The 23,347-nt window shown below is 70.5% G+C and carries 18 protein-coding genes; 10 read left to right on the top strand and 8 right to left on the bottom strand.

Annotated features, from left to right (window positions below; genetic code table 11):
• Positions 1-4: 4 nt before the first annotated feature.
• From EIY87_RS20735 to EIY87_RS20720, 4 genes are all read right to left on the bottom strand, one after another.
• On the bottom strand, positions 5-466 hold the full coding sequence (locus EIY87_RS20735) for a peroxiredoxin (RefSeq protein ID WP_125310644.1): 462 nt from the start codon (positions 464-466) through the stop codon (positions 5-7).
• 166 nt (positions 467-632) lie between these two features.
• Complete coding sequence (locus EIY87_RS20730) at positions 633-2,450, bottom strand: putative bifunctional diguanylate cyclase/phosphodiesterase (protein ID WP_125310921.1); 1,818 nt, start codon at positions 2,448-2,450, stop codon at positions 633-635.
• A 237-nt stretch (positions 2,451-2,687) separates the two neighbouring features.
• On the bottom strand, positions 2,688-4,148 hold the full coding sequence (locus EIY87_RS20725; RefSeq protein ID WP_125310642.1) for a cytochrome P450: 1,461 nt from the start codon (positions 4,146-4,148) through the stop codon (positions 2,688-2,690).
• A gap of 17 nt (positions 4,149-4,165) precedes the next feature.
• Positions 4,166-5,146: an AraC family transcriptional regulator gene (locus EIY87_RS20720; RefSeq protein WP_125310640.1), complete on the bottom strand. Its 981-nt coding sequence runs from the start codon at positions 5,144-5,146 to the stop codon at positions 4,166-4,168.
• A 74-nt stretch (positions 5,147-5,220) separates the two neighbouring features.
• Here EIY87_RS20720 and EIY87_RS20715 point away from each other — a divergent pair, with 74 nt between their 5' ends.
• Both EIY87_RS20715 and EIY87_RS20710 read left to right on the top strand, forming a co-directional pair.
• The gene (locus EIY87_RS20715; RefSeq protein ID WP_125310638.1) at positions 5,221-5,625 is read left to right on the top strand and encodes a pyridoxamine 5'-phosphate oxidase family protein; all 405 of its coding nucleotides are present in this window, start codon (positions 5,221-5,223) and stop codon (positions 5,623-5,625) included.
• A gap of 114 nt (positions 5,626-5,739) precedes the next feature.
• A complete protein-coding gene (locus EIY87_RS20710) occupies positions 5,740-7,326 on the top strand; it encodes a hypothetical protein (protein WP_125310636.1) in 1,587 nt (528 codons plus the stop codon).
• Between the two features lie 62 nt (positions 7,327-7,388).
• Here EIY87_RS20710 and EIY87_RS20705 read toward each other — a convergent pair whose 3' ends face one another.
• From EIY87_RS20705 to EIY87_RS20690, 4 genes are all read right to left on the bottom strand, one after another.
• On the bottom strand, positions 7,389-8,462 hold the full coding sequence (locus EIY87_RS20705; RefSeq protein WP_125310633.1) for a ribonucleotide-diphosphate reductase subunit beta: 1,074 nt from the start codon (positions 8,460-8,462) through the stop codon (positions 7,389-7,391).
• Positions 8,463-8,478: 16 nt separating this feature from the next.
• Positions 8,479-11,382 (bottom strand): ribonucleoside-diphosphate reductase subunit alpha, encoded by a 2,904-nt coding sequence (locus tag EIY87_RS20700; protein ID WP_125310631.1) that lies wholly within the window; start codon positions 11,380-11,382, stop codon positions 8,479-8,481.
• Positions 11,383-11,817: 435 nt separating this feature from the next.
• Positions 11,818-12,417 carry an acetoacetate decarboxylase family protein gene (locus EIY87_RS20695; protein WP_125310629.1) on the bottom strand — a complete coding sequence of 200 codons (600 nt, stop codon included), beginning with the start codon at positions 12,415-12,417 and terminating at the stop codon, positions 11,818-11,820.
• Positions 12,414-13,253 (bottom strand): enoyl-CoA hydratase-related protein, encoded by an 840-nt coding sequence (locus tag EIY87_RS20690; protein ID WP_125310627.1) that lies wholly within the window; start codon positions 13,251-13,253, stop codon positions 12,414-12,416. The genes EIY87_RS20695 and EIY87_RS20690 overlap by 4 nt, the downstream gene beginning before the upstream one ends.
• Positions 13,254-13,394: 141 nt before the next feature.
• Here EIY87_RS20690 and EIY87_RS20685 point away from each other — a divergent pair, with 141 nt between their 5' ends.
• Genes EIY87_RS20685 through EIY87_RS20650 form a run of 8 tightly spaced genes read left to right on the top strand, consistent with a single transcriptional unit; the run spans position 13,395 to position 23,226 of the window.
• Positions 13,395-14,186: a TIGR03084 family metal-binding protein gene (locus EIY87_RS20685; protein ID WP_125310625.1), complete on the top strand. Its 792-nt coding sequence runs from the start codon at positions 13,395-13,397 to the stop codon at positions 14,184-14,186.
• Positions 14,183-15,871: an acyclic terpene utilization AtuA family protein gene (locus EIY87_RS20680; protein WP_125310623.1), complete on the top strand. Its 1,689-nt coding sequence runs from the start codon at positions 14,183-14,185 to the stop codon at positions 15,869-15,871. Before EIY87_RS20685 ends, EIY87_RS20680 begins: the two co-directional genes overlap by 4 nt.
• On the top strand, positions 15,868-17,016 hold the full coding sequence (locus EIY87_RS20675; protein ID WP_125310621.1) for an acyl-CoA dehydrogenase family protein: 1,149 nt from the start codon (positions 15,868-15,870) through the stop codon (positions 17,014-17,016). The genes EIY87_RS20680 and EIY87_RS20675 overlap by 4 nt, the downstream gene beginning before the upstream one ends.
• Complete coding sequence (locus tag EIY87_RS20670) at positions 17,013-18,611, top strand: acyl-CoA carboxylase subunit beta (protein WP_191984197.1); 1,599 nt, start codon at positions 17,013-17,015, stop codon at positions 18,609-18,611. The genes EIY87_RS20675 and EIY87_RS20670 overlap by 4 nt, the downstream gene beginning before the upstream one ends.
• Before the next feature lie 7 nt (positions 18,612-18,618).
• Complete coding sequence (locus EIY87_RS20665) at positions 18,619-20,568, top strand: acetyl/propionyl/methylcrotonyl-CoA carboxylase subunit alpha (RefSeq protein ID WP_125310618.1); 1,950 nt, start codon at positions 18,619-18,621, stop codon at positions 20,566-20,568.
• The gene (locus EIY87_RS20660; RefSeq protein WP_125310616.1) at positions 20,565-21,731 is read left to right on the top strand and encodes an acyl-CoA dehydrogenase family protein; all 1,167 of its coding nucleotides are present in this window, start codon (positions 20,565-20,567) and stop codon (positions 21,729-21,731) included. The genes EIY87_RS20665 and EIY87_RS20660 overlap by 4 nt, the downstream gene beginning before the upstream one ends.
• Before the next feature lie 59 nt (positions 21,732-21,790).
• Positions 21,791-22,627, top strand: a complete 837-nt coding sequence (locus EIY87_RS20655) for an SDR family oxidoreductase (RefSeq protein ID WP_125310613.1) — start codon at positions 21,791-21,793, stop codon at positions 22,625-22,627.
• Positions 22,624-23,226 (top strand): TetR/AcrR family transcriptional regulator, encoded by a 603-nt coding sequence (locus EIY87_RS20650; RefSeq protein WP_125310611.1) that lies wholly within the window; start codon positions 22,624-22,626, stop codon positions 23,224-23,226. Before EIY87_RS20655 ends, EIY87_RS20650 begins: the two co-directional genes overlap by 4 nt.
• The last annotated feature ends 121 nt before the right edge of the window (positions 23,227-23,347 follow it).

Below are 23,347 nucleotides of genomic sequence, written 5' to 3'. Positions count from 1 at the left end.
CCGCTCAGGACACCTTGTCCCGCTCCCGCAGCACCTTGAGCGCCTGGTCGGCGTGGACCGTGAAGTTCAGCTCGCTCTTGATCTTCTCGAGCACCCTGCGGTCCTCGCCGATCACGAAGGTGACGCGCTTGGCGTGCAGCGGCAGGAGTTTCCGCCAGACGCCGAACCGCTTCGCGACCTCGCCGTCCACATCGGACAGCAGCGGGTAGTCGAAGCCGTGGGCCTCGGAGAACTGCCGCTGCTTGGTGACGCCGTCCGGGCTGATCCCGATCCGGTGCGCGCCGACCTCGGCGAACTCGGCGGCGAGGTCGCGGAAGTGGCAGCTTTCGGCGGTGCAGCCGCTGGTCATGGCGGCGGGGTAGAAGAACAGCACGACCGGCCCGGTGGCCAGGAAGTCCGACAGCGTGCGGTCGGCTCCCCGCTCGTCGGGCAGCGTGAAGTCGGGGGCGAGGTCTCCGGCGTCCATGGACGTCCCTTCTCGTCGGCGGCAGAACCCATCCTGCCGGTCCTTCGGAGCCACCCCGCGACCGGCTTGGTCAGGAGCGCCCCAAGGCGGCCTTGGTTGCGTCTGACGCACCGAAGGCCGCCTTGGGTGCGTGTGACGCACCGAAGGCCACATTGGGGCGCTTTGGTCAGGAGCCCGGGTGCCGCGCGATCAGCTCGTCGACCTCGTCGCCCGTCGCCGAGTCCGCCACGAACGGGCCGCGGGCCGCGAGGACGCCCAGCTGGCGCAGGCGGGCCGCCTGCTCGTGGGTGCGGACGCCCTCCGCGCCCACCCGCAGCTTCAGCTCGCGGGCGCGGGTGATCAGCTGGGTCAGGTGCCGGATGTCCGCCTCCGCGGGCTCGTCCGCGTCGAGCGCGTCGACCACCGGGCCGGACAGGATCACGTGGCGGATCGGGAGGCGGTGCTGGGGGATCAGCTCCAGGTCCGCCGAGCCCGAAATCGTCAGGACCAGCTGCGCGCCGAGGTCGGACAGCACCGCGAACGACTCCAGGACCTCGCCGCCCGGGTCGAGGACCGAGTCGCGGTCCGTGCACAGGCGCAGGGCCTTCGCCGGCAGCTCGTGCTTGTCCAGCTGCTCCTTCACCAGCAGGACCAGGTCCGGGTCGATGGCCAGCCGCGTCGGCAGGCGGACGCAGACGTCCGGGGCCGCGTCGCCGAAGCGGGCGTGCCAGCGGGCCGTCGCCGCCAGGGACTCGGCCAGGAGCCAGCGGCCGAGCGGCACCGTCATGCCCGTCGTCTGGGCCAGCGGGTAGAACTCGTCGGAGCTCAGCTCGCCCTTCTCCGGGTGGTTCCACCGCAGCCCCGCGTTGACCGCGGCGAGCTCTTCGGTGCGGGCGAGCCGGACGGTCGGCTGGTAGACGAGCGAGAACTCGCCGTTCTCCAGCGCGCCGGCGATCACCGCGCCGAGCTGGTAGCGGCCGCGGTCGCGGGCGTCGAGCTCCGGGTCGAACAGCATCCACTGCGCCTTGCCTGCCTCCTTGGCCCGGTGCAGCGCGATCTCCGCCGCCCGCAGCAGCTCGGCCGCGCCGCCCTCGACGGCCGCGCGCACCACGATGCCCGCGCTCGCGCTGACGCCGATGCCGTGCCCGCCCAGGTAGATCGGCTCGTTGAGGTCCTCCAGCGCGCGCTCGACCAGGGTCACGACCTCGGTGGCGGCCAGCTCGCCGCGCAGCAGCACCGCGAAGCCGTCGCCGGACAGGCGCGCGACGAACCCGTCGTGGTGCCCGGTGAAGACCGCCGACAGCTTGCCCGCCACCCCGCGCAGCACCTGGTCGCCGACGCCGGCGCCGAGGCCGTCGTTGATCACCTTGAAGCCGTCGACGTCGAGGTAGATCAGCGCGATGTCGTCGCGCGCGCCGGCGCCGAGCGCGGCTTCCAGCTTGGTCGTGAACGACGACGCGTTCGGCAGCCCGGTCAGCGGGTCGTGCACGTTCTGGTGCAGCAGCCGTTCCTGCAGCAGGTGCAGCTCGTTCGCGTCGGACACCATCAGCACCGGGTAGACCGACCCGGGCTTGTCGCCGGGCAGCCGGGCGAGCGTGACGTCGGTCCAGAGCTGCCCGTCCTCGGCGTGGTCGAGCAGCATCCGCTCCTGGTACCGCTCGCGCGCCGTGCGCACCTGCTCCAGCCCCGCCTTGAGCCGCGAGACGTCGTGGTCGGTCGAGCCGAGGTCCGTCAGGTGCCTGCCCCGCAGCTTTTCCGGCGAGCAGCCGAGCAGCTGGCCGAGCGCGAGGTTGGCCTCGACGATGTCGCCGTCCGGGTCGGCCAGCGCGATCCCCATCGGCGACGCGGCGTAGAGCGCGGAGAACCGCAGCAGCGCGCCGTCGTGCCGGGAGCCGGCGTGGACGGCCGCCTCGTTCGCGACTTCCAGCAGGAGCGGTTCGAGCTCCTCCGGGGGAAGTGTTACTCCTTTGGTGTCGGCCAACGTCGCCGCCCACCGGCGGGCCACGTCCAGCAGTCCTGGCGCGGCTCCGGGCTCAGGCACACTCCACCTCTTCACGCGCAGGTCAGGCCAGTTCAGCCGCGGTGCCAGGGGGTGCACAGCCACACCGGGTACCCCTCGCCCGCGACCGATGCCACGCCATCATGCGGGTCACGGGGTGTCTACCGGCTGAACGAGTGAACGAGTGTCCACATGAGGTGACATCTTGTCACGGCGTGTATGCCGTGGTAGACGCGACCTGCGTCAGCGAGGGGTCAACCGCACCGGTAAACCGTCGGCCGGGACCGGCAATGAGACGTAGTCCCACTTCGCGGTGTAACTCTCCGGAACCGACCAGCGGTGGGCGCGGAGCATTTCGTGCATCAGCAACTTCACCTCGAGACCGCCGAAGTGGAGGCCGATGCACTTGTGCGCGCCGCCGCCGAAGGGCATCCACGCCATCCGGTGCGACTTGTCCTCGCGGCGCGGCTCGGCGAACCGCTCCGGGTCGAACTCGAAGGGGTTCGTCCAGCACTCCGGCGTGAAGTGGTTGACCGTCGGCGACACGCCGACCAGCGTGTTCGCCGGGATGTAGTGGCCGAGCACCTCGGTGTCCTTGACCGTCTGGCGGGTCAGCGACGGCACCGGCGCGACCAGCCGCAGCGCCTCCTTCATCACCAGGTCGAGCGTTTCGAGCTTCTCGACGGCGTCGATGTCGAGGACGTCGTCGCCCAGCGCGAGGGACTCCGCGCGGGCGCGTTCCTGCCACTCGGGGTACTTGGCCAGGTAGTAGGCCATGGCGCTGCTGGTGATGGTGGTCGTGTCGTGCGCGGCCATCATCAGGAAGATCATGTGGTTGACGATGTCGGTGTCGGTGAAGCGGTCGCCGTCCTCGGTGGTGGCGTGGCAGAGCGCGGAGAACAGGTCGTCGCCGTCGGAAGCCCGCTTGGCGGGGAGGTTCTCGCCGAAGTAGCGCTCGAGGACGCGCCGCCCGTGCAGGCCGGCCGACCAGCGCCCGCCCGGCACGGGAAAGCGCACGAACGCCGTGCCGGCGCGCACGGAGTTGACGAACGCGCGGTTGATCCGGTGTGCGCCGGCGCCGCTGCGCATGCCCATGAACACGCGCGTCGCGACGTCGAGGGTCAGCTGCTTGAGCGCCCAGTACAGCCGCGGCCGCTCGCTCGAACCCCAGCTCGCGACGCCTTCGCGCAGCGCGGGGCCCATCTCGTTGACGTAGCCGGTCAGCCGCTGCCGGGTGAAGGCCTCCTGCATGATCCGGCGGTGCAGGTGGTGCTCGCCGAAGTCCATCAGCATCAGGCCGCGCTCGAAGAACTTCTCGATGAAGAACTTCCAGCCCTCCTGCGAGAACGCCTTGTCCTTGTTGACGAGCGCGATCTGGGTGGCTTCCGGCCCGGACAGCGCGACGATCCGGCGCCCGAAGCCGGCGGTCCAGGAGACCGGGCCGTAGAGCTCGTAGCGCCGGAGGCCGAACGCCGGGCCGAAGCGCATCATCTCGAGCATGTGCCCGACCACCGGCGGGCCTTCGTCGCCGAGCACCGGCTTGAGGCCGCTGCCCGCGGGCGGCGTCGCGAGTTCCTTGACCGGCCAGCGCGACCGCAGCCAGCGCTCGTCGACGCCGCGGGGGAGGGGAAGTGCCGTCAACGGCGGCACGCGTTCACGCAGTGCTTCGGTGGCTCGGCTCACGGTGCCCGGCAAAGTGACCATCTCCCCGTCGAGATCGGCTACCCCTCCACGATGCACCCTTGTTGACGACCTGACAACACCTGGGTCGCCGTCTTTTCGGGTGGTCGCCGCTTCCGCACCGCGCTCGGGTTGACGCCGCGGACCCGCTTGAACGCCGCGCTGAACGCGAACGGGTCCGCGTACCCGACTTCGCGCGCGACGGCCGCGACGCTCACGCCGTCCCGCTCGCGGAGGAGATCGGCCGCCAGCGTCATGCGACGCCGGGTGAGGTAGGTCAGCGGCGGTTCGCCCACCAGCTCGGCGAAGCGCTTGGCGAGCGTCGAGCGCGACACGCCGGCCCGGCTCGCGAGCGCGCCGACGGTCCACGGCGCCGCGGGCTCGTCGTGCAGCAGCCGCAGCGCGTGGCCGACGACGGGGTCGCGTTGCGCGGTCCACCACGCCGGGGGCTCGCCGCCGGGCCGGTCGAACCACTCGCGCAGCGTGCAGACGAGCATCCAGTCGAGCAGCCGGTCGAGCACGACCTGCTGCCCCGGCGTGTCGGCGGCGACCTCGGCGGCGAGGTGGTCGAGGACGGCGTCCCCGGTGCGCCCGCCGTCCACGCGCAGCACGACGGGCAGCGCGTCCAGCAGCGGGCGGCTGATCTCCCCGCCGACCGGGTAGGCACCGACGATCAGGGTCGTGCCGCCGTCGCCGGGGTCGTACCAGCCCCGCCGGTGCCGCGTCCCGCCCTGCTCGGGCACGGCGCAGAACTCCCCGCAGTCGACGGGTTCGGCGCGCGTGCCGACCTCGTCGACGAAGCGGAAGGTCCCGGGCCCGCGCACGACGACGGTCTCGTAGGCCCGCAACGGCTCGGCCGGGCCGTCTTCGGGCACGACCCAGCCGGCGCCGTCGAGCACGGTGCAGAGGGTGAGCGGCGCGCCGTCGACGAAGCGCAGCGACCAGGGCGGGGAGAGCGCGGAGCTGCCGAAGAGCGAGCCGTGGGCTCGCACACCGCGGAAGAGGTCACCCAGTACGTCCACCCTTCAGACGATCGCACAGGAGATCCGGCTTTTCACCCATGGGATCGTCCGAGCGGGGCAGGTTGAATCGGGGCATGGACACCTTGACCCCCACGGACCTCGACTTCCTCCGGCGCCCGCTGCACGGCTTCCTGACCGTGGCGGGCGGCCAGCCACGCCCGGTCTGGTTCGAGGCGACGGCGGACGGCACGCTGCAGCTGTTCTCGGAACCGGACGCACCCAAGGTCCGCCGCCTCCGCCGGAACCCGCGCGCGTCACTCGTCGTGGCGGCCCCGGTGGGCGAGCGCGAACGCTGGGTTTCGGCCGAGGGCACCGTTTCCCTGGAACCGGACGGCGCCCACGACCTGGCCGGGCGCCTGGCGGCCCGCTACTGGGACCTCGGCGACCCCGGCCGCGCCGCCGGGCTGAAGGAAATCCTGGCTGTGGACCAGCTCCGCTTGGTCCTCCACCCGGAGAAGGTGCGCCGCTACGCGTATTGACCACCGGTGCGAATCCCCGCCCGAAACGGACGTTTCGGGGTATAGTGCCCGCACCGCGGCTGCCGGCCGGGGAAGTGATCTTCGGCGCCGTGGTCGTCTGGGGGACGGGGAGCCATGGCCAACGAACGTCGGGAATCCTTTACGCGAGAAGGCATCGAGACGATGAAGTGGGGGCTGGTCAGATCCGCGATCAACCGCGAGATCTGGGACCGGACCCTCGGCAAGAATCCGATGTGCTGCTACACCGGGAACGCGGACGGCGGCTACCGCGTCTCGTTCGACCACGACGAAACCTTCCACGACCGGGAAAACGAGCCCGGGTACGAACCGCCGCGGTGGATGACCCACCACCACTTCCCGCCGGTTCCCCGTACCCGCACCGAAACGAAGCACCGGACGGCGTGGCAGGAGGACTACCAGGGCAACCGCGTCGCCGAATTCGACGTGTGGGCGGACCCGGGGAACGCCGAGGCGTCCGGGGTCCAAGGCCTCTACGCGAAGTGGGCGCAGCGGGTGGACAAGATCTTCACCGGCTGGGGCGAGCCCGACCGGATCCCGTACGAGAAGGACTTCTGGGAGGCCGCCACGCGGCTGCGCGACGCGATCAAGCCGCTGGGTGTCGTCAACGTTCCGGGTGAGTCCTACTACCTGGCGTGCCGCACGCTCGGTCTCGTCGCCCACGATCCGGGAGCGCAGGGCACCACCCCGCCCGCGCGGATGTGGGCGCCGCAGATCAACGGCCCGATCGACCGGTTCGTCATCCCGCTGCAGGGCACCCTCCTGAACCTCTACATCCTCGGCGAAATGCTGGCCGCCCAGCTCGAGGGCCTCGGGAACATGTGGCAGAGCACCCGGGAGGGTGTCATGGAAATCGGCAGGCAGGCCACGCGCAGAATGGATTTCACGGGCGACGGCGGCACCACCCAGGCCATGATCAAGAGCGCCGGCTGGGTCGTCGGCGCCATGGGACTGATCCCGGTGGCCGATGCGGTGGGCATCGGCCTGGCGGCTACGGGACTCATCCTGGCCGGAGCGGACGAGATCCTCGGCAAGATCGAGGACGAGTCCAAGGAGGTGTTCGACATCCCGGCGGCGATCGACGGGGCCACCGCGGAGGAGATCATCCAGGCGGTGGCGGACACGCTGGACAGCGGTCAGCTCCTCGACCTCGAGACCCAGGTCCAGCTCGACGAAAGCGACAGTGCCGACGTGCTCGGCGTCGCTCACGCGCACATCGGGGACCACACGGTGTACAACGCGGAAGCGAACACCTACAAGACGTACTTCACGATGGACCTGAGCGACGTCCGGTCCGACTCCCACCAGGACAAGCCCCTCGACGTCGACATCAGCGTCGAGTTCGAGCGCCTGCGCGACGCGGGGAAGACGTTCGCGGACGAACTGGGCGAGGAGCTCCGCGCCGTCGCCAGGGGAGTGCGCGACGTCTACTCGACGAGCGCGACGTGGGAACGCCCGGAGCTGAGCGGGGGCCGGGCGATCGGCCTCGGGCCGACCGGCTCGTGGCCGCAGTGGAGCCAGGTTCGCGACGATCTGGCGGGCACCGTCGACGCGACCGCGAACCAGGTGGTGGAGGTGGGGGAGTACCTGATCGCCGCGGCGAACTACCTCGAGCGGAAGGACGCTTCGGCGAAAGAGGCGCTGGAGAAGGCGGGGCAGGAACTCGACCGCACGTTCGGCTGAGCGGCCGGACGGCTCGGCCACGCCCCGGTTCGCCGGTGGCGTGGCCGAGCCGTCGTCCGGGCTCAGTCCCAGTCGAGGGCGCCGCCCGACTGGTACTCGATGACGCGGGTCTCGAAGAAGTTCTTCTCCTTCTTCAGGTCCATCGCCTCGGACATCCACGGGAACGGGTTCTCGGTCTCACCGAAGATCGGGGCCAGCCCGATCTGCTGCGCGCGGCGGTCGGTGATGAAGTGCATGTACTGCTCGCACAGCTGCGCCGACAACCCCAGCATGCCGCGCGGCATGGTGTCGCGCGCGTACGCGACCTCCAGCTCGCACGCCTCCTGCAGCATCCCGCGCACCTCGGCCTGGAACTCTTCGGTCCACAGGTGCGGGTTCTCGATCTTGATCTGGTTGATGCAGTCGATGCCGAAGTTCAGGTGGATCGACTCGTCGCGCAGGATGTACTGGTACTGCTCGGCGATGCCGACCATCTTGTTCCGGCGGCCCAGCGACAGGATCTGCGCGAAGCCGGTGTAGAACCACATGCCCTCGAAGATCACGTAGAACGCGACGAGGTCGCGCAGGAACGCCTGGTCGGCTTCCGGCGTGCCGGTCTCGAAGTCCGGGTTCTCCAGGTTCTGCGTGTACTTCAGCGCCCACGCGTCCTTGTCCGAAATGGACGGGACCTCGCGGTACATGTTGAACAGCTCGCCCTCGACCAGGCCGAGGCTCTCGCAGATGTACTGGAAGGTGTGCGTGTGCACGGCCTCCTCGAACGCCTGGCGCAGCAGGTACTGGCGGCACTCGGGGTTGGTGATCTGCCGGTACACCGCGAGCACGATGTTGTTGGCCACCAAGGACTCCGCGGTCGCGAAGAAGCCGAGGTTGCGCTTGAGCATCTGCCGCTCGTCCTCGGTGAGGCCGTCCGGCGACTTCCACAGCGCGATGTCGGCCTGCATGGCGACCTCGGTCGGCATCCAGTGGTTGTTGCAGCCGGCGAGGTACTTCTCCCACGCCCACTTGTACTTCATCGGCAGCAGCTGGTTGACGTCGGCGCGCGCGTTGATCATGCGCTTGTCGTCGACGTTGATCCGGGCGGCGCCGACCTCGATCTCCCCGAGGCCGGTCGCGTCCGTCGTCTCCACGTTCGTCATCTGTGCAGGGATTCCTTTACTGGCAGGCTTCGCAGTCGGGGTCGTCGATGCGGCAGGCGGCGCCTTCGGTGGCCACGAAGTCGACGTCGGGCTCCGGCTTGGGGGCGGGAGCGGGCGTCGGAGCGGGCGCGGGCGCCGGGGCCGGGGTGGCCGCGGGGGCCGCGACGGCCGGGGTGGCCGAGACGGCGTTCAGCTTGCCGTCGGTGCCGCGCAGGGTGCTCTTCTCCACGTGCGTCGCGGACTGCGCGCGCAGGTAGTACGTGGTCTTGAGGCCCTTGTGCCACGCGTAGCGGTACAGCTGGTCGAGCTTGCGGCCGCTCGGCGCCGCGATGTAGAGGTTCAGCGACTGCGCCTGGTCGATCCACTTCTGGCGCACCGAGCCGGCGTCCACGATCCACTTCGACTCGATCTCGAACGCCGTGGCGTACAACGCCTTCAGGTCGTCCGGGACGCGGTCGATCTGGCCGAGGCTGCCGTCGAAGTACTTCAGGTCCGACACCATGACCTCGTCCCACAGGCCGCGCTGCTTGAGCGAGCGGACCAGGTGCGGGTTGACCACGGTGAAGTCGCCGGACATGTTCGACTTGACGAACAGGTTCTGGAACAGCGGCTCGATCGACTGGCCGACGCCGGAGATGTTGGAGATCGTCGCGGTGGGCGCGATCGCCATCACGTTGGAGTTGCGCATGCCGACGGTCTTGACGCGCTCGCGCAGCGGCGCCCAGTCCAGGGTGGACGAGGTGTCGATGTCGAGGGCGTCACCCTGGCGGGCGTCGATGAGCAGCTGCAGCGAGTCGATCGGCAGGATGCCCTTGCTCCACAGCGATCCCTCGAACGACTGGTACTGGCCGCGCTCCTCGGCGAGGTCGGTCGACGCCGAGATCGCGTAGTAGGAGAGGTGCTCCATCGAGACGTCGGCGAACTTCACGGCCTCTTCGGAGGCGAAGGGGACGCCGATCTCGAACAGCGCGTCCTGGAAGCCCATGATGCCCAGGCCGACCGGGCGGTGGCGCAGGTTGGAGCGGCGCGCCTCCGGGATCGTGTAGAAGTTGATGTCGATCACGTTGTCCAGCATGCGGACGGCCGTGCGCACGGTCTTCTCGAGGCGCTTCGTGTCCAGGCCCTCGGGGGTGACGTGCTTGAGCAGGTTGACCGAGCCGAGGTTGCAGACCGCGACCTCTTCGCTGTTGGTGTTCAGCGTGATCTCGGTGCACAGGTTGGACGAGTGCACGACACCGACGTGCTGCTGCGGCGAGCGCAGGTTGCACGGGTCCTTGAACGTGATCCACGGGTGGCCGGTCTCGAACAGCATGGTCAGCATGCGGCGCCACAGCTCCACCGCGCGGATCTTGCGGAAGACCTTGATCTCGCCGCGGGCGGCCATCGCCTCGTACTCGCGGTAGCGCTGCGCGAACTCGTTGCCGTACAGGTCGTGCAGGTCCGGCGTCTCGTTCGGCGAGAACAGCGTCCACTCGGCGTTGGCCTCGACGCGGCGGAGGAACTCGTCGGGCACCCAGTTCGCGGTGTTCATGTCGTGGGTGCGGCGGCGGTCGTCACCGGTGTTCTTGCGCAGGTCGAGGAACTCCTCGATGTCCACGTGCCACGTCTCGAGGTACGCGCAGGCCGCGCCCTTGCGCTTGCCGCCCTGGTTGACCGCGACGGCGGTGTCGTTGGCGATCTTGAGGAACGGCACGACGCCCTGGGACTGGCCGTTGGTGCCCTTGATGTGCGCGCCGAGGCCGCGGACCGGGGTCCAGTCGTTGCCGAGGCCGCCCGAGTACTTGGCCAGCAGCGCGTTGTTCTTGTACGCCTGGAAGATCGAGTCCAGGTCGTCGTCCACCGTGGTCAGGAAGCAGGACGACAGCTGCGGGCGCGTGGTGCCCGAGTTGAACAGCGTCGGGGTGGACGCCATGAAGTGGAAGCTGGAGAGCAGCTCGTAGAACTCGATCGCGCGGGCTTCCTTGTCCTTCTCGCGGATGGCGAGACCCATCGCGACGCGCATGAAGAACGCCTGCGGCAGCTCGAAGCGGATGCCCTCGTGGTGCTGGAAGTACCGGTCGTAGAGCGTCTGCAGGCCGAGGAACCCGAAGTCGAGGTCGCGCTCGGGCCGGATCGCGGCGGTGATCTTGTCCAGGTCGAAGCGCAGCAGCTCGCCGTCGACCAGCTCCAGCTCGACCGCGCGGCGCAGGTAGGCGCGGAAGTACGCGGGGTACTCACCGGCCATCTCGTCCTGGCTGGCCTGGCGCGGCTTGCCCGCCAGGTAGCTCAGCGCCTCGCCGCGCAGCTTGTCCAGCAGCAGGCGGGCGGAGACGAACGAGTAGTTCGGCTCCTGCTCGACCAGCACGCGGGCGGCCAGCACCTGGGCCAGCGCCAGCTCGTCGGCGCTGATGCCGTCGTAGAGGTTGCGCTTGGCCTCGGCCAGCACCGGCTCGGCTTCGACGTCCTCGAGCCCGGCGACGGCCTCGCCCACGACGTGAGACACGCGGGCCCAGTCGAGCGGGCGCAGGACGCCGTCGGCGCCCTTGACGTTCAGGGTCGCTTCGGTGGTGGCGGGCTTGGCGGCCTCGCGGGCCTTGCTGCGCTCCTCGCGGTAGAGGACGTAGGCGCGGGCGACCTTGTGGTGCTCGCCGCGCATCAGGGCGAGCTCGACGATGTCCTGGATCTGCTCGATGTGCAGGGCGGTTTCGGGGCCGGCGTGGCGCAGCAGGGTGGTCTCGACCTGCTGGGTCAGCTCCGCGACGACGTGGTGCACGCGGGAGGACGCGGCGGCGTCGCCGCCCTCGACCGCGAGGAACGCCTTCGTCAGCGCGACCGAGATCTTCCCGGCGTCGAACGGCGACACGCTGCCGTCCCGCCGGATGACCCGGATCGCGGTGGGTGTGTCGGTCGCGGAGGGCCGCTGACCGGTTTCGACTGACATGCGTGTCTCCAAATTTGGGCGCGTCGGATCGCCGCACGGCCTCACGAGGCCGTGCGCTGCAGGTTCTTCAAAGCTGCCCGGCGACCCTCTGCAGCGGTCTCCCCGTCGCTGGGGGCTGCCGGTCACCAGAGACTACATGTAGGGGTTGGGGGCCGCACGTGCCCCAACGGGTGGCGTGTCGCGTGCTCACCCTGGCGGGTTACGTGATCACCGAGAGGCGCAGTTCAGACCGCGTGGGCGGGTGGTCCGGTCGGGTGCGCGGGTGGCGGGCCCCCGGCAAAGTCGGGCAGCGCGGCCGATCCGCCCCTCCGCGATGTCATGAAAGGGTCGTTCATCTCGCCAGACGACATGAACGACCCTTTCACGACATCCCGTGACGCCGCGCAGGCCATGCGGCCGGGCGACTTCGCCGGGACCCTGACATGCGGGCCGGGCTCAGGCGCCGAAGCGCAACTCCGAGGAAGGCAGCTCCAGGCTCGCCACCGGGCGGCGGCCGTCGAGGTAGCCCAGCGGGCCGTCCGGGTTGAAGCTCCAGTCCGCCGACGCCGGGCGCGGCCGGATCTTCGCGCCCACCGGGGTCCGGAGCAGGCCGTCGCGCTCCTGGACCACCTCGAACGACGTCGGGACCCGCAGCGGCAGGCCCGGGCGGCGCTTGAACGCCGCCGTCGCGATCCAGTCGCCGGACGTCGCCGCGGTCGCCGTGAAGGCGGGGCCGCTCGTGAAGTCCAGGGTGGCCAGGCCCTTCGGGATCGCCCACAGCTCGCGGCCGCCGGCCATCGACGCCTCGCTGTCGACCCAGATCTCCGTGATCGAACACGACGCCCGGCGCGCCTTGATCGACACCGCCGCCAGCAGCTCGTGGTAGGACAGCTGCCCCGGCGGGGTGTAGTCGATCCACGCCGTGAACACCGACGCCATCCCGGCCACCATCAAAGGCTCCGCGGGCAGCGCGGGAAGAGCGGACGGCGGCACGCGCCAGATCGAGACCCGCGCGTCGGCGGTCAGGTGCCAGGGCTGCGGTGGGTAGAGGCTCATGCGTCCAACCAAGGGAGGTACGGGGGCAGGTCCTTGTCGACGCGCATGCCGAACTCCGGCGGCCGCTTCTGCAGGAACGACATGACGCCTTCGACGGCGTCCGGGCTCGCGCCCAGGCCGCCGATCAGCCGCGAATCCAGTTCGTGCACCGGGAACGGCGATGCCGCGCTCGCCATCCGGTAGAGCAGCTGGCGGGTCACCGCGACCGACACCGGCGCCGTCGCCGTGACGATCTCGCGGGCCAGCGCGTAGGCCTCGTCGAGGACCGTCCCGGCCGGGAAAACCTTGTGCACCAGGCCTTTTTCGAGCGCTTCGGCCGCGGGGAACACCCGGCCGCTGATCATCCAGTCCAGCGCCGTCCCCATGCCGACGAGCCGGGGGAGGAACCACGCCGACGCGCCTTCGGGGTAGATGCCGCGTCGGGTGAACACGAAGCCGAAGCGCGAGTCCTCCGAAGCGAGCCGGTAGTCGCACGACAGCGTGATCGTGACGCCGCCGCCGACCGCCGCGCCGTGCAGGGCCGCGATCACCGGCTTGTTCATCGCGAAGATCCGCTTCGAGCACCGGCCGGCGGGCTCCTGCCACGCCGCGTCCGGGCCGGTCGACGGGTCGAAGTCGAAGCCGTCCTGCGAGAGGTCGGCGCCCACGCAGAAGTCCTTGCCCGCGCCGGTCAGCACGACCACGCGGACGTCCTCGTCGCGGTCCGCGCGGTCCATCGCCGCGCCGAGCTCGTCGGCCATCCGGATCGTGTAGCCGTTGCGCGCCTCGGGGCGGTTCAGCGTCACCGTGGCGATCCGGTCCGCGACGGCGTAGGTGATCTCGGCGTAGTCGGCCATGGTCAGGAAAGTATTGCAGTCCGACGCTACTGGCAAGATGTCAATAGTGGCTCCGCAGCGTCCGGGGCGAAACAATCAGGCGTGCTTGATTTTTCCGGCGGCCGGTGCGACGCTGGGCGCCAGGACGCAAGGAGGCGGCGGATGGCGGATCTCGGCGTGATCCTCGGGGATCTCGACGCGGAGACACGGACGATCGACGACGTGGTGGCGGACCTGCCGGCGCCGGACTGGGCGCGGGCGACGCCGGCGGCGGGCTGGACCGTCGCGCACCAGATCGCGCACCTGGCCTGGACCGACCGCAAGGCCCTGATCGCGGCGGCGCACCCGGAAGACTGGCAGGCCGAGGTCGAGGAGCTGCTCAAGGCGGGGGAGACCTACGTCGACGACGGCGCCGAGGCCGGGGCGCGGCGGCCGCCCGCGGAGATCCTCGCGGACTGGCGGGACGGCCGGGCCGCGCTGGCCGAGGCGCTCGCCGCGGTGCCGGACGGGCAGAAGCTGCCCTGGTACGGCCCGCCGATGAGCGCCGCCTCGATGGCGACCGCGCGGATGATGGAGACCTGGGCGCACGGCCAGGACGTCTTCGACGCCCTCGGGCTCACCCGCGAGCCGACCGCCCGCATCTGGCACATCGCCCGCTTCGGCACCCGCACCCGCGACTTCGCCTACAAGGTCAACTCCCTGGCCCCGCCCGCGGAGGAGTTCCGCGTCGAACTCACCGCGCCGGACGGCGCCACCTGGACGTTCGGTCCCGAAGACGCCGAGCAGAAGCTCACCGGCAGCGCGCTCGACTTCTGCCTCGTCGTCACGCAGCGGCGGCACCCGGCCGACACCGACCTGGTCGCGCACGGCGCCGACGTCGAAGAGTGGCTCGGCATCGCGCAGGCCTTCGCCGGGCCGCCCGGGGCAGGCCGGAAGCCGGGGCAGTTCGCATGACCTACCGCATCGGCAACGCGTCCGGCTTCTACGGCGACCGGTTCTCCGCGGTCCGCGAGATGCTCACTGGCGGCCCCCTCGACGTCCTGACCGGCGACTACCTCGCCGAGCTGACCATGCTCATCCTCGGCCGCGACCGGATGAAGGACGCGAACCGGGGCTACGCCAAGACGTTCCTGCGCCAGATGGAGGAGAACCTCGGTCTGGCGCGGGAAAAGGGCGTCAAGATCGTCGCCAACGCGGGTGGGCTCAACCCGGCCGGGCTCGCCGACGCGCTCCGCGAACTGGCGGCCAAGCTCGGCCTCGACGTCAAGATCGCGCACGTCGAAGGCGACGACCTGGTGGCCCGCGCGGACGAGCTGGACCTCGGGAAACCGTTGACCGCCAACGCCTACCTCGGCGCGTGGGGCATCGTCGAGTGTCTCAACGCGGGCGCCGACGTCGTCGTCACCGGCCGCGTCACCGACGCCTCGGTCATCGTCGGCCCGGCCGCCGCGCACTACGGCTGGGCTCGCGACGACTTCGACGCCCTCGCCGGCGCGGTCGCGGCCGGGCACGTCATCGAATGCGGTGCCCAGGCCACCGGCGGCAACTACGCCTTCTTCACCGAGCATTCCCTGGGCGTGCCGGGATTCCCCATCGCTGAGATCGAAGCCGACGGCTCCAGCGTGATCACCAAGCACCCGGGCACCGGGGGAGTGGTGAACACCGGCACGGTCAAAGCCCAGCTGCTGTACGAGATCACTGGCGCGCGGTACGCCGGGCCCGATGTGACGACCCGGTTCGACACGCTGTCGCTCACCGAAGACGGGCCGGACCGCGTCCGCATCTCCGGCGTCCGCGGGGAAGCGCCGCCGCCGACGCTGAAGGTCGCGCTGAACACCCTCGGCGGGTTCCGCAACGAGACGACGTTCGTCCTCACCGGACTCGACATCGAAGCGAAAGCCGCACTGGTGCGGGAACAGCTCGAAGCGTCCATGAAGGACCGGCCGCCCGCCGACGTCCGGTGGACCCTCGCCCGGACCGACCACGCCGACGCCGACACCGAGCAAACGGCCAGCGCGCTGCTGCACGTCGCCGTCAAGGACGCCGACCCGAAGGTGGCCGGGCGTGCGTTCACCGGTGCCGCCGTCGAACTGGCGCTGGCGAGCTACCCCGGGTTCCACGTCACCGCGCCGCCGTCGGACGCCTCGCCGTACGGCGTCTACACCGCGGCTTACGTGGCCGCGGAAAAGGTCCCGCACGTGGCCGTGCTGCCGGACGGGATGCGAGTCGACATAGCGCCTTCGACGTCCACTCAGGACCTGTCCGATGTGGACGAGCCCGCGCAGCCCGAGCCCCTGGACCACGGGCCGGTGCGCCGCGTCCCGCTGGGCACCATCGCCGGGGCTCGCAGCGGCGACAAGGGCGGCAACGCCAACCTCGGCGTCTGGGTGCGCTCGGAAGCGGCGTGGCGCTGGCTGGTGCACCGGCTGACCGTCGCCGAGTTCAAGCTGCTGCTGCCCGAGACCGCCGACCTGCCGGTGACGCGTTACCTGCTGCCCAACCTGTGGGCGATGAACTTCGTCGTCGAGGGCATCCTCGGCCAGGGGGTCGCGTCGCAGGCGCGGTTCGACCCGCAGGCCAAGGCCTTCGGCGAATGGCTGCGCTCCCGTGAAATCGACGTCCCCGAGGTGCTCCTGTGACCGATCCCTTCCGGACGCCCGAACGGGCCGAGCTGCGCAAGACCGTCCGCAAGTTCGTCGAGCAGGAAGTCCTGCCGCACCTCGACGACTGGGAGCGTGCCGGCGAGCTGCCGCGCGACCTGCACCGCAAGGCCGGCGAGCTGGGCCTGCTCGGCGTCGCCTTCCCCGAGGAGATCGGCGGCGGCGACGGCAACTACCTCGACGCGCTGGTCGTCGCCGAGGAGATGCACTACGCGGGCGGGTCCGGCGGGCTCTTCGCGTCGCTGTTCACCTGCGGCATCGCCGTCCCGCACATCGCCGAAGCGAACGACCCGGTGCAGATCGAACGCTGGGTCCGCCCGACGCTGGCCGGCGACAAGATCGGTTCACTGGCCGTGACCGAACCCGACGGCGGGTCCGACGTCGCCGGGATCCGGACCACCGCCGTCCGCGAGGGCGACGAATACGTCATCAACGGCGCCAAGACCTACATCACCTCCGGCTGCCGCGCGGACTTCGTCACGACGGTCGTGCGCACCGGCGGCGACGGCGCCCACGGGCTTTCGCTGATCGTCGTCGAGCGCGGGACGCCCGGGTTCACCGTGTCGCGCAAGCTGGAGAAGATGGGCTGGCTCTGCTCCGACACCGCCGAACTGTCCTACGTGGACGTCCGGGTGCCGGTGGAGAACCTGATCGGCGCCGAGAACAGCGGGTTCGCGCAGGTGGCCACCCAGTTCGTCACCGAACGGCTTTCGCTGGCGGTGCAGGCGTACGCGCACGCCCAGCGGGCGCTCGACCTGACGCTGGACTGGTGCCGGCTGCGCGAGACGTTCGGCAGGCCGCTCATCTCGCGGCAGGTCGTGCAGCACAAGCTCACCGAGATGGCGCGGAAGATCGACGTCACCCGCGTCTACACCCGGCAGGCCGCGATCCGGCACGTGTCCGGGGAAGAGGTCATCGCCGAAGCCTGTTTCGCGAAGAACACCGCCGTCGAGGCTGCCGAATGGGTGGTCAACGAGGCCGTCCAGCTGCACGGCGGGCTCGGCTACATGCGCGAGTCCGAAGTGGAGCGGCACTACCGCGACGTCCGGATCCTCGGCATCGGCGGCGGCACCACCGAGATCCTCACCGGCCTGGCCGCGAAGCGATTGGGATACACCTCGTGACTACCTTGAGGTCCACAGTGGACACGCGGGCCGCCGAGTTCGGCGCGAACCGCGAGGCGATGCTGGAGAAGCTCGCCGAGATCGACGCCGAGCAGGCCAAGGCCGTGGCCGGCGGCGGCGAGAAGTACGTCGAGCGCCACCGCAAGCGCGGCAAGCTCCTGGCCCGCGAGCGGATCGAGCTGCTGCTCGACCAGGACTCGCCGTTCCTGGAGCTGTCCCCGCTGGCCGCGTGGGGCACCGACTACCGCGTCGGCGCGAGCCTGGTGACCGGCATCGGGGTCGTCGAAGGCGTCGAGTGCCTGATCTCGGCCAGCGACCCGACGGTCAAGGGTGGCGCGAGCAACCCGTGGACGACGAAGAAGTCCTTCCGGGCGGCGGACATCGCCGCGCAGAACCGGCTGCCGTCGATCAACCTCGTCGAGTCGGGCGGCGCGGACCTGCCGACGCAGAAGGAGATCTTCATCCCCGGCGGCCGGATCTTCCGCGACATCACGCGGGCCTCGGCCGCGGGCTGCCCGACGGTCGCGCTGGTCTTCGGCAACTCCACCGCCGGTGGCGCGTACCTGCCGGGCATGTCGGACTACGTCGTGATGGTCAAGGAACGCGCGAAGGTGTTCCTCGGCGGGCCGCCGCTGGTCAAGATGGCGACCGGCGAGGAGTCCGACGACGAGTCGCTCGGCGGCGCCGAGATGCACGCGCGGACCTCGGGCCTGGCCGACTACCTGGCCGTCGACGAGCAGGACGCGATCCGCCTGGGCCGGAACATCATCAAGCGGCTCAACTGGACCAAGCAGGGTCCGACGCCGAAGCCGGACTACGAAGAGCCGCTCTACGACGCCGAGGACCTGCTCGGGATCGTCCCGACCGATCTCAAGGTGCCCTTCGACCCGCGCGAGGTCATCGCCCGCGTCGTCGACGGCTCCGACTTCGACGAGTTCAAGCCGCTCTACGGCTCTTCGCTGGTGACGGGCTGGGCGAGCATCCACGGCTACCCGGTCGGCGTGCTGGCCAACGCGCAGGGCGTGCTGTTCGGCGAGGAGTCGCAGAAGGCCGCGCAGTTCATCCAGCTGGCCAACCAGATCGACACGCCGCTGGTGTTCCTGCACAACACGACCGGCTACATGGTCGGCAAGGAGTACGAGCAGAGCGGCATCATCAAGCACGGCGCCATGATGATCAACGCCGTGTCGAACTCGAAGGTGCCGCACCTGTCCGTCCTCATGGGAGCGTCCTACGGCGCCGGGCACTACGGCATGTGCGGCCGGGCCTACGATCCCCGCTTCCTGTTCGCGTGGCCGAGCGCGAAGTCCGCGGTGATGGGCCCGGCGCAGCTGGCTGGCGTGCTGTCCATCGTGGCCCGCGCGGCGGCCGAGAGTCGTGGCCAGGAGTACAACGAAGAGCACGACAAGGCCATGCGCGCCATGGTGGAAGGCCAGATCGAAGCCGAGTCGATGCCGATGTTCCTTTCCGGCATGCTCTACGACGACGGCATCATCGACCCGCGCGACACCCGCACCGTGCTGGGCCTGAGCCTGTCCGCGATCCACAATGGACCAGTGAAGGGCGCCGAGGGCTTCGGCGTCTTCCGGATGTGAGTGAGCGATGATCCAGAACCTGCTGGTCGCCAACCGCGGCGAGATCGCCCGCCGCGTCTTCCGAAGCTGCCGGGACGCCGGGATCGGCACGGTGGCGGTGTTCTCCGACGCCGATGCCGCCGCGCCGCACGTCCTCGAGGCCGACGCGGCCGTGCGGCTGCCCGGCAACGCGCCGTCCGAGACCTACCTCCGGGCCGAGCTGCTGGTGAAGGCCGCGGCCGAGACCGGCGCCGACGCCGTCCACCCGGGCTACGGCTTCCTGTCCGAGAACGCCACGTTCGCCCGCGCCGTGCTCGACGCGGGGCTGACCTGGGTCGGGCCGCCGCCGGAGGCCATCGAGACCATAGGCTCCAAAGTGGAGTCCAAGCGGCTGATGGCCGCCGCCGGAGTCCCGGTGCTGTCCGAACTGGACCCGGCTTCGGTCACCGAGGACGACCTGCCGTTGCTGGTCAAGGCGTCCGCGGGCGGTGGTGGCCGTGGCATGCGCGTGGTCCGCTCCCTCGACGAGCTGGCCGAGGCGGTCGAAGGCGCGAGCGCGGAGGCCGGGTCGGCGTTCGGCGACCCGACCGTCTTCTGCGAGCGGTACCTGGAGACCGGCCGCCACATCGAGGTCCAGGTGCTGGCCGACCAGCACGGAACGGTGTGGGCGGTGGGGGAGCGGGAGTGCTCGATCCAGCGCCGGCACCAGAAGGTCGTCGAAGAGGCGCCGTCGCCGTTCGTCGACGCCGCCATGCGCGAGGAGCTGTTCGAAGCCGCGCGCAAGGCCGCCAAGGCGATCGACTACGTCGGCGCGGGCACGGTCGAGTTCCTCGCCGGACCGGACGGGCGGTTCTACTTCCTCGAGATGAACACCCGGCTGCAGGTCGAGCACCCGGTCACCGAGAACGTCACCGGCCTCGACCTCGTCGCGCTGCAGCTACGGATCGCCGAGGGCGAGCGGCTCCCGGCCGACCCGCCACCCACGGTGGGGCATTCCATCGAGGTCCGGCTCTACGCCGAAGACCCGGCGGCGAACTGGCAGCCGCAGAGCGGCACGCTGCACACGTTCGAACTGCCCGATGTGGACCGTTCGTTCACGCACGGGCCCGGTCTGCGGCTCGACTCCGGCTTCGAAACCGGTTCGGTGGTGGGCGTCCACTACGACCCGATGCTCGCCAAGGTGATCACCTGGGCGCCGACCCGCGCCGAAGCCGCCCGGCGGCTCGCGAAGGCCTTGGCGGCGGCGAAGATCCACGGCGTCGTCACGAACCGCGACCTCCTCGTGAACATCCTGCGCCACGAGGCGTTCCTGGCGGGGGAGACCGACACGGCGTTCTTCGACCGCCACGGCCTCGGCACCCTCGCCGCGCCGCTGGCCACAGTGGACACCGAACGGCTGTCCGCCCTCGCGGCGGCCTTGGCGGACGCGGCGGGCAACCGGGCGTCGGCGACCACCCAGCGCAGGCTGCCGAGCGGCTGGCGCAATGTCCGTTCGGCCGGGCAGCGCAAGGTCTTCACGGTGGCCGACCGCGAGTACGAGGTCGTCTACTCGCTCACGCGGGACGGCCTTCGCGCGGAAGGGTTCGAGGCCGAGCTGGTCAGCGCCGAGCCGGGGCGGGTCGTGCTGGACGTCGCCGGGGTGCGGCGCGCGTTCGACGTCGCCCGGCACGACGGTGTGTCCTACGTGGACTCCGCGCTCGGCTCGGTGGCGCTGAAGGCCGAGCCGCGGTTCGCCGACCCGGACGCGGCCTTGGCCGCCGGGTCGCTGGTCGCGCCGATGCCCGGCACGGTCGTGCGGCTCGCCGTCCAGGCCGGTGACCCCGTCAAGGCGGGCGACCCGTTGCTGTGGCTCGAAGCGATGAAGATGGAACACCGGATCGCCGCGCCCGCCGACGGCGTGGTCGCGGAGCTGCCGGTGACGGTCGGACAACAGGTCGAAGTCGGCACGATCCTCGCGGTGGTGGGAGAAGCAGAATGAACGCCATGAACTTCATCGAGCCGGAGGAGCGGATCGCGCTTCGCAAGGCCGTCGCCGAGCTGGGCGCCAAGTACGGGCACGAGTACTACGCCCGCAAGGCCCGCGCCGACGAGAAGACGCACGAACTCTGGGACGAGGCCGGGCGTCTCGGCTACCTCGGTGTCAACATCCCCGAGGAGTACGGCGGCGGGGGCGCGGGCATCGCCGACCTCGCCGCGGTGCTGGAAGAATTCGCCGCCGCGGGTTCGCCGCTGCTGCTCATGGTCGTCTCGCCGGCCATCTGCGGCACCGTCATCTCCCGCTTCGGCACCGAAGAGCAGAAGAAGCAGTGGCTGCCGGGCATCGCCGACGGCAGCAAGCGGATGGTCTTCGCGATCACCGAGCCGGACGCCGGGTCGAACTCGCACAAGATCACCACCACCGCCAAGCGCGACGGCGACGGCTGGGTCCTCAGTGGACGCAAGGTCTACATCTCCGGCGTCGACGAGGCCGACGCCGTGCTCGTCGTCGGCCGCACCGAGGACGCGAAGACCGGCCGGCTCAAGCCCGCGCTGTTCATCCTGCCGACCGGGACCGAGGGCTTCGAGTACACGAAGATCCCGATGGACATCATCGCGCCGGAGAACCAGTTCTCGCTGTTCCTCGACGACGTCAAGCTCCCGGCCGAAGCGCTGGTCGGCGAGGAGGACGCGGCGATCGCGCAGCTGTTCGCGGGCCTCAACCCGGAACGCATCATGGGCGCGTCATTCTCCCTCGGCATCGCCCGGTACGCGCTGGCGAAGGCCGTCGGCTACGCGAACGAGCGGCAGGTCTGGGGCGCCCCGATCGGCACCCACCAGGGCCTCGCGCACCCGCTCGCCGAGATCAAGATCGAGCTGGAGCTGGCGAAGCTGATGACGCAGAAGGCGGCGTCGCTCTACGACTCCGGCGACGACTTCGGCGCGGGGGAGTCGGCCAACATGGCCAAGTACGCCGCCGCCGAGGTGGCCATCCGCGCGACCGACCAGGCCGTCCAGACCCACGGCGGCAACGGCCTCGCCACCGAGTACGGTCTCGGCACGCTCGTCACGGCGGTCCGGCTGGGCCGGATCGCGCCGGTCAGCCGGGAGATGGTGCTGAACTTCGTCGGTCAGCACAGCCTCGGCCTCCCCAAGTCCTACTGACTACAGACCCCGAAGCGTCGCTTTCACGTGAAAGCGGCACTTCCTCACGGAGGTTTTACATGGCTGGATTGGACGGCAAGACGATCATCATGTCCGGCGGCAGCCGCGGCATCGGCGAGGCGATCGCGCTGCGGGCGGCCGCCGACGGCGCGAACGTCGCGCTGCTGGCGAAGACGGCCGAGCCGCACCCGAAGCTGCCGGGCACGATCTACACGGCGGCGGAGGCGATCGAGAAGGCGGGCGGACACGCGCTGCCGATCCTCGGCGACGTCCGCGACGACGACGGGGTCGCCGCGGCGGTGGCGAAGACCGTCGAGCAGTTCGGCGGCATCGACATCGTCGTGAACAACGCGAGCGCGATCGACCTGACGCCGACCGAGCAGGTCAGCATGAAGCGCTACGACCTCATGCAGGACATCAACGCGCGCGGCACGTTCCTGCTGTCCAAACTGGCCATCCCGCACCTGAAGCAGGCAGCCAACGGGCACATCCTGACGCTGTCGCCGCCGATCAGCCTCGACGAGAAGTGGTTCACCGCCGGGCACCTCGCGTACAGCATCGCGAAGTACTCGATGAGCCTGGTGACCGTCGGGCTCGCGGCCGAACTGAAGAAGGACGGCATCGCGGCGAACTCGCTGTGGCCGCGCACCACGATCGACACCGCGGCGATCCGCAATGTCGTCGGCGCGGAACTGGCGTCGCGCAGCCGGACACCGGAGATCATGGCCGACGCCGCGTACGCGATCCTGACCAAGCCGAGCCGGGAGGTCACCGGGAACTTCTTCCTCGACGACGAGGTGCTGCGCGCGGAGGGTGTCACGGACTTCGCCAAGTACCGCGTCGGGGACACCGCGGAGGAAGACCTGCAGCTCGACTTCTGGGTGGACCCGGCTTGACCGGCGTCCGCGAACCCCAGCAGGAACGCAGCCGCACCACGCGGCGGCGGCTGATCGAGGCCGCGCTCGACAGCTTCGGCGAGCGCGGCTGGCACGGCGTCACGGTGGCCGGGATCGCCGAGCGCGCCGGCGTTTCCCGCGGCGCCGCCCAGCACCACTTCCCGGCGCGCGAGGACCTCGTGGTGGCGGCGGTCGACCTGCTGGGGCAGTCCCAGATCGACGAGCTGCGCGCCCAGGCCGCGGACCTGCCGACCGGCGCGTCCCGGATCGAGCGCGTCGTCGAGATGGTGCTGAACCTCTACACCGGCCCGCTGTTCCGCGCGGCCCTCCAGCTGTGGGCGGTCGCGGCGACCGACGACGCCCTGCGCGACGTGCTGGTCCCGCTGGAGGCGAGGGTCGGCCGGGAGGCGCACCGGGTGACGGTGGAGCTGCTGGGCGTCGACGAGTCCCGGCCGGGGGTGCGCGAGCTGGTCCAGGCCACCCTGGACCTCGGCCGCGGGCTCGGCCTGGCGAACCTGCTGACGGACGACACGCGCCGGCGGAGGCAGATCGTGCGCGAGTGGGCGCGCACCCTGGAGCTGCGGCTCGCCGACGGCTGACGTCCGGCCGCTCCCGAACCGGTCCGAGACCCGGCGGAACCTCACTCGCACCCGAAACGTCATAGTGCCGTAAGTAACACAATCGGCCCAACGGGCGAATGACTATGCGTAGCGGTTTCGA

Source organism: Amycolatopsis eburnea (assembly GCF_003937945.1).
In the GTDB taxonomy this organism is placed as follows: domain Bacteria; phylum Actinomycetota; class Actinomycetes; order Mycobacteriales; family Pseudonocardiaceae; genus Amycolatopsis; species Amycolatopsis eburnea.
This window is presented reverse-complemented; position numbering and strand designations above follow the sequence as displayed.